This is a genomic window from Brevibacillus sp. MS2.2, assembly GCF_013284345.1.
Taxonomy (GTDB): Bacteria; Bacillota; Bacilli; order Brevibacillales; family Brevibacillaceae; genus Brevibacillus; species Brevibacillus brevis_C.
The window spans coordinates 63059-78821 of record NZ_JABSUZ010000015.1 but is presented as its reverse complement, the minus strand read 5'-3'; the positions used below and the strand labels follow the sequence as shown (position 1 = coordinate 78821).

Sequence of the window (15763 nt, the reverse complement as noted above, 5' to 3'; positions counted from 1 at the left end):
GGTTGATTCTAATGGTCGATCTCGCTCTCTCTTAATCTAACAATCGCTTGTGCACGATTTTTCACCTGGAGCTTGCTAAAAATTTGATGCACATGCCCTTTTACCGTCCCCAGTGTGAGATGCAGCTTGTCCGCAATCTCCGAATTGGATAACCCTTCACCGATCAGTGCCAGCACTTCCGACTCTCTTTCCGTCAATTTTTCCAATGCAGGTGATACCCGGATTTGAATATCAAGCGTAGGAAATTCCTTCTCCACGCTTTTGAGCAGCATCGAAAGATAAGCCATCTCTTGCTTGGATACGTTTTTGCTTTTATAGAGCGAATAGAGCATTTTGGCGACGCCAGGGCCTTCATCCAAAAAAGTGCGTACATAGCCTTCTGGTGCGGCTAATATCACCGCCATGCGCATACACTCCATCGCTTCATGATGCTGTTTTTGGATCATGAAAGCTTGGCTGAGCAGTAGAAAAGCTTCAATCTGACTCCCGAGCCGATCCTTTATTTCCGCCTCGTGCTTTAGACTGGTGAGCAGCATGATGGCCGCACTGTCGTTTTTTAAATAGATGTATACCCGAGCCAACGTCATTCGCTCAAATTCATGTCGGGAAGCGACAATATCGACATTCATTTTCGTGTAGGGCTCAGCCCATTTTTCTATTTCTTCCCGTCGATTTTCTTCGATCCATAATCGGACGCGGAATGTTTCTACAAAAGACATCCAATGGGGAGGCGCATCGTGCTGGCGGCATAGCAATGTAATTTCCTCCATGGCCAGCCACATCTCGTCGTTACGATGCTCTGCTTTTCTCCATCGGGCCAAAGTCAGATACACAGGGACCAATACGCCGAAATTCAAGGAGATGGTGCCTAACTGGATTGCTCGCGGTACGAAATATTTTAACTGCTCACAATCATTTTTCTCATAATAAAGCTCAGCCATCACGATGGAACCGTAGGCTAATATGCCAAGACCACTGTGCTTCCAGATCGCCCTCAGTTTTGGATAGAATTCATTCACGTTGGACAAATACCCGCTCAAAGCCACACGACTACGCAGCACGTACGGCTCATCCGAATTCAGCTCGATACCGACGATGAAGTAGCGGCTGAATTTTGGCTTCATTTGAACCGATTCTTCCATATATTTGAGGGAAAGGTCTACATTTCCCCGCATCACTTCGATATATCCCCGGAGCACACACATTTCTACTCGACAGTCGTCAAAGCCCCCATGATTGGCCCGTGTAGCTTCGTCAGCCAATTGAAGGAGGATTTCCGCCTGATCAATTTCGTTGGATACAGCATGCAGCCAAGCAAAAGCAATGCACAGCTCGGGGTTGCATTCCAACCAGGACTTCTCAAAGTATTTCATCCATCTGCGCAGTGTTATATTTTCGTACTGTTTCAACATCCACGGCGCATGTGCGACGATTAAACGGCTCGCCCGGGTCCAATCTTTTCCGAGAAACGCATGCTCAGTCGCCTCCATTACCCATCCGTGACTTTCGAACCAACAGCTTGCAGAGATATGTAGGGCAGGAAGCAGTTCGTTATAGGTTTTCCTTACATGGGAGAGCAAAAGTTCTGCGAACAAATGGTGATAACGATACCACTCATTTACCCCGTCCAGCGCGATGACAAATGAATTCGTTCTCTCGAGCATGCGAAGGATGTCGTGAGCGTCCGGCTCTCCGGTAACGGCTGCGCATAGATCTCCTGTCAGCCGCGGCAGTATAGACGTTTTCAATAAAAACATCTGCACCTTTTCTGGCAGTCGTTTCAATACTTCTTCCGTCAAATATTCCCCGACATACTTGTCGTTACCGGAAAATTGATGAATGATCTTTGACGCTTCGGGCTTTCCTTGCATGGACAAGGCTGCTAACTGCAAACCGGCCACCCATCCCTCCGTTCGTTTGCTTAGCGAGCCAATGTCTTGATCTGACAGACTTAGACCCAGTTGCTCCTGGAATAAGCGTCTGCACTCCTCCTCATTGAACCGAAGAGTGTCTGAGCCCAGTTGCTTCAACTGTTTCCGAACGCGTAGACGGTGTAGGGCAAAAGGAGGTTCCTCCCGCGTAATCAGGACGACATGCATATATAAGGAAGCATGCTGGATCAGAGTCTGCAGTCCTTCATGAATGGAAGGCTCCTTTATGAGATGGTAGTCGTCCAATACCAGATAAAAATCACGTTCAAACCCCGCAATTTCTTCGAGTAACACGGACATCAACTGCTCAGCAGAAGCCGTGTACTGCGGGTGGAGCACCGAGGAGGATTCTTTGCCCAAGCCTTCCTGCGCCGAATCAATTGCCCTGGCAAAATATCGCCAAAAGCGCACGGGATCATTATCGGATTCATCCAGGGAGATCCAACCGGTCGGTTTGCCAGAATTTTGCGTCCATTGACTGACTGCTGTCGTTTTTCCGAAACCGGCTGGCGCGCACACGAGAATCAATCTTGCTGCGCCCGCGTCATCGATTTCTTTCAATATCTGATGCCGAAGCAACAAGTCCGAACCATACTTCGGAACATGAAGCTTGGTTGCGATAAGTGGACTGTACGTTAATAAATCCATACGCATCTCCTGCCTAGAAGTAAAATGACATTCATGAAGGAAACATGGAAAGTAGCCTTGCTATCGATGTCCTGAAGCGCAATGAGGTTGGCTAACGGGGAAAAAGAGTTCATAGAAAGATAGGAAATATTGCTCAGATTAAAGATACAGCAAAGTAGTCTCTGAGTGGGTAATTTTTTTATGAACGTTGCATCCAGACAGAGAAAAACCCGACTATCACAGTTGTCGGGTTTACTTTCAGTCATCTAAACATTCTGTTGATTCGTCTGGCTTCTATCGCGACTTTTTTACTGTACAGCCTTTTATCCTGCTTGAGTTGCAGCACCTTGGCACACTGGTGCGCCTTCCTCAAAACATTACTGTTCGAGTTGTTTGTCGATTTCAACATCTGGTCAGCCCAGCGGTACGCTTCTCTAGCCAAAACCTCGTCGCTGTCCCTTGCCTTCAAGCTGATATCCAACAAGGTTTCGCTCAAACTTCTACCCAAACCAGCACTTCTCCAGGAAGTAAAGAGCTTGAGCTCTGGCTCGCACTGCTTGACGCTGGCAAAAGCCTGGACCCAGTCCTGCTTGAGTAAATGGATTTCGGCTATTTTTAACCAGTGCGATACTTTGTCAAACGAATCTTCCTGTTCCGGGAAATTCTGTGTGAGATAGTGAAGTGCCTTGTCGTACTCTTCCAATCGTTTTGCCTGATGATACAGCAGAGAATAATTCTTTTTGTCAGAGCCCAACTGCTCTTCTAGCTTCTCCAGTAATTTCTTGGCTTCTGCCATGTTACCGAAATCGCTTGCTCTGTCCATTAACGTTATCAAGGACTCATCCTCGCGCTTGGCTGGGTAAATCCTAGCCTTGGATTGAAACCATCGCTCCATATGTTCAGCCGTATACATCGTTTCCAGCTCCTCTTTCTTATCCTGAAAGAAAGAGCTGATTCGATACAGAGCGTTCTCTTCGATATACGTGATCGCCTCTTCAATCCCCGCCGAAATGATATATTCGGTGTCAAAGCCATAGTAGGTATCAAAATTGCTTAATTTTGCCTGCTCAAACAGTGGGATATGGTTAACATCCTTACACTTCGCCAACAAAAAAGCCACGATGTCCATGGATTCATGTAATCCCTGATACGGATGAGACTTATGCATCTCAATCTCTTGTCTCATCAAATAGTGCAGGAATTCTTTGTCTGCTTCTGTCACAGTCTGATCGTATTGAAGCTGAACGATCAACGCGTATCTTTTCAGCCCGTTCTTGTCATAACCGTATGCATCCTTACACTTGCTATAGGCAAAAGAGCCCCAGAGGTCTTTGGAATGTTTGATCAATGGCAATTGCTCGGGTATTTGGTGGATTTCCATATTTGATTCTCCTCTCCTCGGAATGGGACGGCAGCGCCTTACTCATCTTTTCCCATTCTAATCGTCTACAATTGACAATACAATTTTCAAAGTGGTTAAATGTAATATGTTTACATTTTTCAGGAGGTGCACAAAATTGGAGCAACAACCGCCATCACCATTGGTACCGACAGAGTTTTCTCCTCATGCCCAGCAAGAGCCACCAAAAAACATGGGAGATTTATCGAAATCGTATGACAGGGCGACGATTTTTTTCACGAGATGGGGAGCCCATGTTCTTGATCATATTCTCCTCGCTTGTTTTCTAATCGGATTGCTCTCACTTGGAGTTTCCATTGATAAAGACGCAAACGGTCTCTACTTCTTCATCCTAGCCGCCATTATCCTATGTTCTTATTATGTACTGTTAGAAGGACTTACCGGATATACGATCGGAAAATTTACTTTCCGCATCATTGCTGTCAATGCGGAAGGACGGCCACCGGGGTTATGGAAATCATTTCTTCGCTCCCTCATTCGTCTATTCGAAGCAAATGTATTTCTTCTAGGCGGGTTACCAGCCGGTATCAGTGTGTTGGCTTCCGACAAAAGACAACGCTTAGGCGATCTAGCAGCGAATACATACGTCGTTAAAGTAAAGGATCTGAACAACGTCAGCAAAAAGCAAACAACCGTACTCGCTGTTGTCTTCTCTATCGTAGCTGTTTTATCCATCATTGGGATGATTTTTGGGATAGTCGATCTCGCATCAAGAACGCCTACCGAAGAATTATTCTATAGCAAGGATAAAAAGTTTCAAATAACAGCCCCTTCGGATTGGAGTAAGGATTCAGCCCTTCACGATGAAGCGGATATAGAAATCTCCAATCGTTTTAGCGAAAAGTATGTACTGGTACTGTCAGAATCGAAACAGGATCTAGACAGTTCATTCACACTTCAGGATTATGCCCAAGTCATTGAAGCAAACCTTCAAGAGGCTGTAGAAAATGTATCCGTTGATAAACAGATTCGTACTGTAGTTGACAACCAGGTGGCCATCCAATTCAATGCCAAAGGCGAAATAGACGGCATTAAGGTCGCTTATATTGTGACATTGGTCGAAACGCCTACACATTTTCATCAAATCATGGCTTGGACAGAAGAAAAAAGATTTGAGTCCCTCAAGCAAGAGCTGCAAAAGGTCAGTGCAAGCTTCCGCGAGGTAAAATAGCGAGAGAATACAGAAGCCACCTTCAATAGGTGGCTTTTCCCTTGGAAAAAGTAGGGACTCTATGCCTATTTGTATACAGGACAATATAACGATTGAAAAAAGTGGTTTATATGTATAATTGAAGGGTAGTCCTTCCTTACATATAATGTTAAAGTAATACAGGAACCATTTTTTTCTAGAATGTTTATTCCGATAAGTGTTAATTTTCAGTTCAGGGTAGCGCTCTTAATCCTTAAGAGTTACTATAAATATTTCTTGAGAGGTGCATGTACATGTTTATGGGGAAAGGAACAGTCCGAGAGCTCGGAAATCAAATCGACAAGGTTCTTGGAGATATTAAAGATATCCAGGCAGAAATTGACCGCGACTCCGATAAAATTGACAACGAATTGAATTCTTGCTCTCGTGAGCTGATCAATGCACAAACAACGTTGGGTGAAATTCAACCACTGATCGAAAGTCTCGTGGCTCAGGTTGGTCAAAATGCTCCTGATCACATCAAGGTGCTTGTTGGTACCATTGCAGATGGTATTACGGGTAAAGTAAAAAATACGTTGAACAACCTGGCTGAGGTTCAAAAGAACGTGAAGGACGTTGACAAGCTGACAGACGCCATTGATGGACATACGGATAAAATTGCACAAAAAGTAAAAGAAATCGATAGCATCACTGACAAAGTCCAAAAGTAGGTGATCGAATGTCGTACATAAACAATTCGAACGGTTGGGGTAATCAGCATACGAATCACGTGGCAAATAAGGTTGACCATCTCGCTGACAAAATTTCCTTTGCAGTGGATATGGTAGCCAATGCAGCGATTAACCTTGACGGCGCTCAACAAGAGCTGCTTACCCTGGCAAATGCACCCTACCCACCACAATCTAGCCAATTAATATCGTTAGCGAATCGCATTGCAGCGAATAAGCGCCAGATTGATGATGGACTGGCCAAAATCAAAGAAATGGCCCGCACCATCGATCAAGAAACGAATCATATCCAGACCCCTCCTCAAAGAGGCTGGTAATGGACGGAGGTTCTACTTTTGTAGAACCTCTTTTATTTTTGCGACGCTGCATAGGTTAAAAAGAGGAGCTCTTCTTAGGGCTCCTCTTCGCAGTTCACTGTTTTCTTTCCTCACACACACTACTTCTCTATCTGCTCTTTATCACTAACCTTTTTGCTGGCTATTTGATTCCCCCACGGAGGTTCTGCTCTCATCAAGTGCCTTACAAAGTAATCCCATTTCCTGCGAATAAAGTACGGTTCCAATGAAAAGCCGTGATGTCGGTTGGGCAAAATCAACATGTCTACATCTTTATCCGCTTTAATCAATGCATCTGCCATTCGAATCGTTTGGGAAGGATGCACATTTTCATCCATATCTCCGCTCACCAGTAAGAGCTTTCCTGTCAGATTGGCTGCCAGACGTGCATTGTCTTGATCCCTGTACAAGTCCGGATCATACAGACCTTGATAGCGTTCTCCCCATGCTGATATATACAGCCGTTGATCATGATTACCGCACGCGGAAACCGCAGCCTTGTAAAACTCAGGAAATGAGAGCATGGCCCTTGTCGAAGCGTAGCCTCCCCCTGACGATCCCCAAATGCCTACCCGATCAACATCCACATACGGGTAGCGCTCTGCCAATTGCCTTATCGCTGTCACATGGTCAAGCAAACCTCCTGCTTCCTCCAATTTTCCGTTTGAAATGTCATGGAACGCTTTAGAACGATATGGTGTTCCCAGTCCATCTAGGATCAAAACGATAAACCCCAACTGCGCTAATGATTGTCCACCACCCAGCGGATCATGGCTTCGGCCGGGATCAAGCGCGAAAGCTTTCGGCGTATTGATGATTTGTGGCCCCCCGTAAATGTAATCGACGACCGGATACTTGCGTGAAGGATCAAACGGGAATGGACGCAGCATCAACCCATAAAGATCGGTTACACCGTCTCGTGCTTTGACAGTAATCCTTTCTGGAAATTGGTACCCCATCTCGAGCAGCATCTCCACATCAGCGTACTCCAATTCGCGAATCAGGCTGCCATCTACCGAGCGAAGAACAGAAACAGGCGGCAAATCAACTCGCGAAAACGTATCGACGAAATACTTCATAGTGGGAGAAAACACAATATCATGCTCTGCATCTTCTGGCGTCAGCAACGACAAACCGGTTCCATCCAGGCGAACGCGATACAGGTGTTGATAATAAGGATCGCGCCCCTCTTCTAGCCCCCCTCCAGTGATGTACACCCATCCCTGCTGCTCGTCCACTGCCATCAATTTTCGTACCGTCCAGGACCCCGATGTGATCGGATTGCGAATCTCTCCCGTTTTGCCATCGCAATGGTAGAGGTGGCTCCACCCATCACGCTCCGAGTGCCAGATAAACGAACCATCGGCCAATAACCGAATATTCGGATTAGCAGCTCCGAGATTATGCAGGTCTTGGTTCAAAAACGTATCGCTTTCTTCCCGCAGTAGCGTGCAAACCTCACCGGAGCAAGGATCAGCTACGGAAAAATCGACAGAGCGGGCATCACGGGACATCCGGGCGAAATATATCTGTTTACTGTCGGCTGACCATCCTGCCATTTGCATCCCCGGAGTGAGGGGTGAGACTGGACATGCCAGTAAAGGCTCGCTTTCAATCTGGACTGTGGTTCGCCTTTCCAAATCACAGACGACCAGCTCTGCCAGCGGTACGTGTGGATCGCCAACCAGTGGATAACGGTACGAGTGCAGAACCGGTCTGACTTCTTCTCCTTTCGGAACCGATTGAATCAGATGCAAATTGCGCACCTTTCTTTGATCAAGCCGATGGGTCAACAGCATCTTGGAATCGGGTGACCAAATCGCTACGGGAGGAAGCTTCATGTTTGCCAATCTCTCCGCCACGGTCGAGAGCCGACATTCAGGCTGGGTTCCGTAATCATAGTATGCCTTGCCGTCGCGAGTCAGCCTGAAACGCTTTCCGGTTTCGAGTGACCGAACATACAAATTGTGATCATATACGAACGCCACCCACTTTCCATCTGGAGACGGCAATTCATCCATCGACGGCTTATCAACTTTATCTATGCGCTTACAGCTGTATTCCTGTAAATCACAGTTCCAAACAGTACCGCCAACCTCAAACTGGAATGACGATCCATTATCGGTAAACAAAAGTTCCCCAAGTGGCAATGTTTCTGCACTATATGTTTCTCCTGCCCTTCCTGACAAACAGACGGCTAATCGGGCGTGATCGAATGCTGGTTGACTCGTATTCTGTTCAGCATCCACGATCACATACTGCCTGCCAGTACCCTTTTCCAACCGGATTTCTCGGATGTACCAAAACCGATTCCCGCTGATCCAGTTTGGCCTGAGAAAAGCATTGAATACTGCGTCGTAATAATTGGCAGGATGCAGGCGTTGTGCCCTCTCATACTGTTCCCATGTGACAACATTCTCCATTTGAATCCCCCTCTTTCAAAGTGAGATACAAGAATCATGTGCTTCACATTTCCAAACAAGAAATTCCCTTAATTATCCATTTGTTACATGCATATGTAAAAAGCGAGATAATATATCACCGAATTTACTTTTTTAGCACCGAACAAGTGAATTTTTTTCAAAAAAGAACAAGTGAATTTTTTTCAAAAAAGAAAGAAGCGATTTCTCGCCTCTTCGCTCCAAACATAGATTACTCCACTTTTGCTATCATCGTTTGGTTCCTACCCGATCTCTTCGCCCTGTACATGGCCTCGTCAGCTATATGTATCAGATCTTCAGCCGAATCAGCATGAGAAGGATAGTGCGCAATACCCTGTGACACGGTTAGCCGCTGCCCGATTGGATTTGTCCTTGTTTCTAAGGCATGGCGTATTCGTTCGGCAACCTGATAGGCCTCCTCCAAGCCAGCATGGGAAACAAGGACAACAAATTCCTCGCCGCCAAAGCGACTGCTCACATCTTCGGGCCGAAGTGATGAAGAAATCATTTTCGCAAAATGTTTCAACACCTCATCTCCAGACTGATGACCATATGTGTCATTAATACATTTAAATCGATCAAGGTCCATCATAATAAGAGAAAAGGAGATTTGCTCCATCATCCATTTTTGCATGGTTTCCTCGAGCGTTCTTCGGTTTGCTAGCCCTGTCAACGGATCTGTTCGCGCATCATGAGCCAACTGATCTGTCTGTTTTTTGATATCGTTTAATGTAAAGCGAATGGCTCGCGTTAACAGGTCAGCCTCTCGATTCCAATGCTGTTTACCTTCCGAGAACTCAACCTCTTCTCTACCGGCCTTGCTCACAAGATCGGCCAGGGATACGAAAGGCCTTGCTACTTTGCGTGCTAGCCCAATTACAACTAACATTAATAATAGAAAAGGAGGCAGCGTATACAAAAGAACGCATTGAATATCACGATTTACTTGTTCATAAACAACACTGATGGGTGACCCGACAACGACACCCCAGTCATTCTCAGCAACCTTCACGTAAGCGGCTAATACCGTCTGCCCCCTCAAATTGACGATCTGTTCATAGCCACTTTGACCTTGAAGGAGCTTGCGTACGGCTGGACTCGCACTGATATCCTCTCCGATCCGACTTGCATCACGGTGGAACAACAAATGACCGTTTGAACCTACGATGTAGAAAGATGAACCTAGCTCGTCTGTTGGGTTGCTCCCAAGGATCGTATTTAAAATGTTCTCTTCTTGAAGATAAATGGTTCCTCCGATAAACCCACGATAAATTCCGTCCTTATCGAAAATAGGCTCGCTAATAAGTACAACGAGACGTTTCGAATTTGCAGTCATGTATGGTACAGAAATATAAGGCTTTTTTTTTGCCAAGATCGTTTTCGCCGCTGTCGTCCTCAAATATGTCCCTTCTGTACCAATTGATTCGGGAGACACACTTCGAACTAACCCGGTTTCATCCACCACGGTAATCGAATTAAAATAGTTGTTTGTACGTCGTATCAATTCAAGCTTCGCATGTATTTCATTTGCATTCATCGCGTGCATATCGGAAAAGATACTCGCCGAATACTGTAAGCTACTTCGCATGGATTTTATCAAAGCGTCTATGGTGTGACTCATTTTGAGTGCACTTGTGTGATTTAAGGTCAACGTCGTGTGAATCAGTGCCTGTTTTTTGGATTGATAGAATGAAATAAGGAGGATGGTAACAGTCAGAACAACAGATAAAGAGACTAGTCCTGTTAATAGTGCCACCAGGCTAATCTTTTTTGAGTGGTTTGCTTTTTTTTGTAAGACAGGCATCGGATGCCCCCTTGTATTTAGCATATAGCGATAATCAATAAATAAAAAATAGTCTAACACTTGATAATATTCATTTCAAGTATATAAGAAAGTTCAAGCAGCCGACTCTTGGCTTGTGGACATAAAAAAGCCACCTTTGTCAGGTGGTAGTTTCGCATCGTAAATGTATTTGGTAGAGGCCGGTCGGGGGATTGAAATCCATAATTCATAGCTTCCGTAAGTTACAGAAAGGATTTAATGCTAGTTTACGGACTATTCATTTCAAAGGAAACATAGCCTTATGATGTTAATCACTCACTAAAAGTAAATCGTAATATTCTATTTTCACATTATTATTCACTGTGAAAAACACTTCTTTTTTTGTTTTGAGATCGCATAAACTCACTTGAAAAACATTGAATCTATTATATGCTTTTACAAACTCATGAAACCCTTTCTTCTCGTAGTTTCCATTTGTATATATTTGCAGTATCGCCAAATACCTTCCCAACTATTGGTAGTTTCCATGATTGTTCAACATTTTCTAATATGCCTATAATTACTTTATCTTTATCATTAGGTAAATTAACTGGAATTCTTATATCATCACCTAGAACCCATCCTATATAAATAATACCCAATCCTTCACCCGTTGCTATTTTTCCCCTATGGTGTACACTAATCCACTTACTAATGAACAAAAAAACCCGCCTCCTATATGGTAAGAGACGGGTTTGTAATGCATCTTCTAAGTGCCATGAGTCTATGTGAAAAGTTATTTTCATGCCTCCTTTTGTTTTTGAACGTGGTACACATTCTTCCGGAATACACTGATCATGTATCCGCATCCCCCCCCTATAAGAGAAGGCAGCAGCCAGCCTAAACCTACGTCATACAGTGGAAGGTACTGAGTAAAATAATGATGGACAAAACTGTTTTCGAGTCCAGCAGCCTTTAAGCCATCAAACAGACTAATCAGAAAAGTGAAAAGCAAACTTCCTTGATACACTTCTGGTCTGCCATTGAATGCGTTGTGCAGAAACGTCAAGAAAAGTAACGAGATCGCAATCGGGTACATGGTCATTAAGATCGGAACGGAGACCTTAATGAGTTGCGTCAATCCAATGTTAGCAACGAGTGTACTGAAAACAGACAAAATAACCGCGAATTTTTTGTAAGAGATCTTCGGAAACAATGAATGAAAAAAAGAAGAGCAGGCGGTAATAAGCCCTACACTTGTAGTCAAGCATGCCACTGTAATCATTAGTCCCAATAAAATGGCACCATATGAACCAAAGTAGTAATTCGAAACTTTCGCCAAAACTTCCGCGCCATTTTCTAAGTGGCCCAACTTTTCTACACTAGAGGCACCCATAAAGGAAAGGGCAGTATAGAAAAGAGCGAGCAGTAAGCCGGCTATCATTGTTGCTTTTGCGCACGCAGCCAAAACTTGTTTTTTGGCAGTAACCCCTTTTTCTTTAATCGCATTCACGATGATCATTCCAAAAACAAAAGCGACAAGCGCATCCAAAGTTAAATACCCTTCTTGAAAACCCTTGAAAAATACATGGGATGTGTAATCTGCTAGCGGGGCTTGAAGGGTTCCAATTGGATAAAGAATAGCTGTTACTACAATAATTCCGATAAATGTCAATTTAATTGGAGTTAAGATTTTTCCGACTACATGGATAATTTTCATAGGGTTGAGCGATAAAAAGCAGGCAAGTGCGAAAAACAGGATGGTAAATAGAATCAGCGGTGCCGAACCTGCCTGTTCTGATAGGAAAGGCTTTACCCCAATATCAAACGATACATTGCCGGATCTAGGTATCGCAAAAAACGGACCGATTGCTAGATATAAAATAATCGTGAATATCATTCCGAATACGGGATGCACGCGACTGGCTAAGGAGCGCAAGTCGTCCTTTCCCGAATAAACAAAGGCTGTGATGGCTAGCAAAGGCAACCCAACCCCTGTAACCAAAAAACCCGCATTGGCTATCCATACATTTGTTCCTGCTAATTGGCCAAGCATTGGCGGAAAAATTAAATTACCCGCTCCAAAAAACAGAGCAAATAACATGAATCCTATCGTAACTACAAAAGAAACTGGCGCTTTCTGTGACACAACAGTCCTCCTAATTGTTCTCTATCTCTCATTCATAAATGTTCATTCAGATGGTTACTTACACAACCTTCATTTATTCATTCTGATACTATACTCCAAATAAACACTCTTTTCAAACATACGACTCATCTTTCTCTTCCACATATAGAGGAGTACGACACTCCGATCGCTATGAGCTCAGTTACTCCAAGTTGCCGAAAATCAAGCTTACATCCCTGATACAGTTTACTACAAGCACCCCAATATCGCAGCAGGAAGTACCTTCCCTGGAAAAACCACACATCATTTAGGTATGTATTGGAAGAGGGAGATTCGACCCGCCATCAACGAAACTTCTATATTTCAGAAAATATTTATTTTTCTTAACTTGAAATGAATTGTCAATTTTCCTTATAATTACAACTAAGCCTTTTGTTGAGAGTAAACTCATATAATTCCATCTCTATAGAAGGGAGGTGTAAACTCATGAAAAAAGTCGTAAAAGTAGCAGTGAACAAGAACAAACAAGTGCAAGAAATGAAAGCACTGAAATGGCGTGTAGTTGTTGATGTGTGCTTGTAAGAGAACCAAAAAAGCATGCGTTATCTCCGTATATAAAATTTGAAAGGACGGGATTTCTCATGAAAAAGGTAGTGAAAGTACAGCTTTCCAGCAATCAAAACGTTCAAGAAATGAAATTGCTTTTCCATCCAATTATGACACTTGCATGTAAAAAGTAATCAATGTTCAAGAGCACCTCGTGTGCTCTTGAATTTTTTGCATAAAGTTCTCGCTTTCCAGGCAGTAAGCAAACATGACGGGATGGTGCAATTTATGAATCAAGCGCATTTGTTGGATAGATATCATCAGTTGAGAGAGCTTGCCGAGGACACAGACGCATGGCTGGAATCAGAGATCGGTTCCGATCTTTGGGTGGATGGAATTAACGTATTTTTAACGGTATCAGCAGAGGATTTTGTCGAGGGACTTGAGAGATTCGAGGGGAACTACGGTTTTAAGAACCATGGAATTGTAAGCGATATACTTCAATTTCAACGTTATTGTAGAGAAGCATCAGCGGATGGTGAATTTCCTTTATATCAGGCTCTAGCAGTTGGGATGACCTGGTTAAGCCTACAGCCTCAAATAAACGGCGGCTATTTCAACTTGCCTGTTCAAATTACCAATCACTCCATCGCTTTGTTGTTAAGCCCAACCTATTTAGCTGTTTGGGCACATAGTTACAATGAAGGGATTGGATTATACTTAGATTTACACTCGACACTCCCCACATTATTTCGACCAGAGCATGGACGGATCTATCAAAATGCAGGATCATATTTGGAAGGAAATCACATCAAGTTTCCTTTTCAAAATTACTTCCACGAAATTGCTCATATCCTCTTCTTCCATGACGTCTATCAACGTGTACTGGGGAGCGAAGACGAATGTAGAAGCTACTGGACACATATCGAAGCATGCATTTATGGACTTGAGGAGCAGGTGCTCGCAGAAATGATGGAAGTCCAACCAGATTTGCATGCCATTGATGATGGATTTGGAAGTAGTAAAGGATTCGAGGATTTTATCTCTTATCGTTTTGGAATTCTTGGTGCTCAAGAGGATAGATCGATACCAAAAGACACGGTTCGAACGTACATCAAAAGAAGCATGCAATTAGGCGAAGCGAATGAAAACATCCCAGATAATGAGGTAAAAGCGAGGATTCTTGCTAGTCATAAGCTAGATGAGGAACGATTAGAAGAGCTCGATACTTACTGCAAGTCATTTGCTACGGCATTGCAGGTACATAGCTTGTGGGGAATCAAAAGCTATCAACGAAACTCGATTCCAGCGTTTCGTGAAGTGGTAGAGTTACTCTCTCCTGATGCATACTGTCTGCAAAAACTCGAAGAATCTATGCGACCAGATTCATGGCGTACATTAAAGGATTTGTTATCAAAAAATCCGTTTACGGAGATATGCTCTCAGACAAGAGAAAAAAATATTCAAGTATGGAACTGGCGTGATACCCTGTCTCGTTTGGCAGAAATGCGCGGATATTTAGCAAATGCGAATGAACCTAGTCACGATGAGACCAATCAAGAGCTACTTGAGATTGCAAAGCGTTTAGCTAAAGTAATTCACGAGGAGAAACAAAAAGTGGACCCGGAAGACCAGCATGAAAGCCAGTACGCGGACATGAAACAAGAAATTAGCGATTCATTAAACCGATTGCCTAACGTGGAAGTACGCGATCATTTGCACAATCTTCTCTCCAAACCCTATTACTTTGTGTTAGAGCCCAATTAATAGCTGATTATGAGTCAAAGACCGGCGATATTTACTATGTTGGTCTTTGTTTTTTTATGCAACGTATACATAAGCTGCGATGACGTTCAGATTTTATCCTTTTTTTAGAAATCGTTTAGGGTTTGTTTTGAACTTGCGTTTAGGATGGGGGTAAGACAAATTATTCAGATGGGAGCGGTTTTGCGTGCTTGAGACGAATGAGAAGATTCCCCTTCCCCCTCCTCGTGTGAAACTATTTGGGGGGAAGAAGTCATGAAACTCCCTAAAATTTGGTGGGGATTATTTCTTGTATCGCTAGTGGTTATCCTTCCATTTATGTTTCCCTATTTAACATTAGACCCTGCAAACAGTCGCATAACGATTATTCCCGGCACTGTTCAGTATCCTTTATTAGTTGCTCATATCGTGTCTGCTTTTATTGCTCTTCTCACTGGTTTTTTCCAGTTTGTCGACCGAATTCGCCTGAAGAAACCAAAAATACACCGTTTTCTTGGGAGAGTTTATGTGTATAGTGTGTTTATCAGCGGACTCCTCTCTTTAGCGAGTATCTTTTATGCAGAAGATTTCATGAAGGCAACAAGCTTCCTGATCTTATCTTTGGCTTGGCTGTTCACTTGCTGGAAAGGGTATCGTACCGCCATCAACAGGCAATATGAGGAACACCGAAAATGGATGATCCGCAGTTTTGGAATGACATTAGTTGCCGTAAGCGCGCGTCTGTTGGTGCCAGTATTACTCCTTCTGTACTTTATTCTACACGGTTTTTCTCTTCCTCATGGTATGGAAACCGTCATTGATGAGGTATTGAATGTAAACATTTGGGCTGGGCTTATTCTCAATTTTGTGATTGTCGAGTGGGCTATATTGAAAAAATAGGCTTGCTTAGTCCCTCCACATTGTCATATTTAAAAGAGGAAAAAACAATAAA

11 protein-coding genes are annotated in these 15763 nt (G+C 43.6%); 5 read left to right on the top strand and 6 right to left on the bottom strand.

The genetic code is table 11. The annotated features are described in order from the left end of the window. Nucleotides 1-8 precede the first annotated feature (8 nt). Together HP568_RS30115 and HP568_RS15560 are read right to left on the bottom strand one after the other, a co-directional pair. The gene (locus HP568_RS30115) at nucleotides 9-2579 is read right to left on the bottom strand and encodes a winged helix-turn-helix domain-containing protein (RefSeq protein WP_173629540.1); all 2571 of its coding nucleotides are present in this window, start codon (nucleotides 2577-2579) and stop codon (nucleotides 9-11) included. A 241-nt stretch (nucleotides 2580-2820) separates the two neighbouring features. Next, complete coding sequence (locus tag HP568_RS15560) at nucleotides 2821-3939, bottom strand: hypothetical protein (protein WP_048034916.1); 1119 nt, start codon at nucleotides 3937-3939, stop codon at nucleotides 2821-2823. 136 nt (nucleotides 3940-4075) lie between these two features. On the opposite strand from HP568_RS15560, the gene HP568_RS15555 reads away from it, so the two are divergent. From HP568_RS15555 to HP568_RS15545, 3 genes are all read left to right on the top strand, one after another. Further along, the gene (locus tag HP568_RS15555; protein WP_173629539.1) at nucleotides 4076-5149 is read left to right on the top strand and encodes an RDD family protein; all 1074 of its coding nucleotides are present in this window, start codon (nucleotides 4076-4078) and stop codon (nucleotides 5147-5149) included. Between the two features lie 272 nt (nucleotides 5150-5421). Next, the gene (locus HP568_RS15550) at nucleotides 5422-5838 is read left to right on the top strand and encodes a hypothetical protein (protein WP_233220522.1); all 417 of its coding nucleotides are present in this window, start codon (nucleotides 5422-5424) and stop codon (nucleotides 5836-5838) included. Nucleotides 5839-5897: 59 nt separating this feature from the next. Further along, nucleotides 5898-6173, top strand: a complete 276-nt coding sequence (locus tag HP568_RS15545) for a hypothetical protein (RefSeq protein WP_173629538.1) — start codon at nucleotides 5898-5900, stop codon at nucleotides 6171-6173. Between the two features lie 119 nt (nucleotides 6174-6292). Here HP568_RS15545 and HP568_RS15540 read toward each other — a convergent pair whose 3' ends face one another. The 4 genes from HP568_RS15540 to brnQ form a co-directional block, all read right to left on the bottom strand. After that, a complete protein-coding gene (locus tag HP568_RS15540; protein ID WP_173629537.1) occupies nucleotides 6293-8614 on the bottom strand; it encodes a S9 family peptidase in 2322 nt (773 codons plus the stop codon). 229 nt (nucleotides 8615-8843) lie between these two features. Beyond that, complete coding sequence (locus tag HP568_RS15535; RefSeq protein ID WP_173629536.1) at nucleotides 8844-10436, bottom strand: sensor domain-containing diguanylate cyclase; 1593 nt, start codon at nucleotides 10434-10436, stop codon at nucleotides 8844-8846. A 422-nt stretch (nucleotides 10437-10858) separates the two neighbouring features. Continuing rightward, nucleotides 10859-11200, bottom strand: coding sequence for a hypothetical protein (locus tag HP568_RS15530; RefSeq protein ID WP_173629535.1), 342 nt, complete (start codon nucleotides 11198-11200; stop codon nucleotides 10859-10861). After that, complete coding sequence (brnQ, locus tag HP568_RS15525; RefSeq protein ID WP_173629534.1) at nucleotides 11197-12543, bottom strand: branched-chain amino acid transport system II carrier protein; 1347 nt, start codon at nucleotides 12541-12543, stop codon at nucleotides 11197-11199. The genes HP568_RS15530 and brnQ overlap by 4 nt, the downstream gene beginning before the upstream one ends. 702 nt (nucleotides 12544-13245) lie before the next feature. Here brnQ and HP568_RS15520 point away from each other — a divergent pair. After that, entirely contained in the window at nucleotides 13246-14835 is a 1590-nt protein-coding gene (locus tag HP568_RS15520; protein ID WP_254551256.1) for a hypothetical protein, read from the top strand. A gap of 252 nt (nucleotides 14836-15087) precedes the next feature. Further along, nucleotides 15088-15711, top strand: coding sequence for a DUF2306 domain-containing protein (locus tag HP568_RS15515; protein WP_173629533.1), 624 nt, complete (start codon nucleotides 15088-15090; stop codon nucleotides 15709-15711). Nucleotides 15712-15763: the final 52 nt, after the last annotated feature.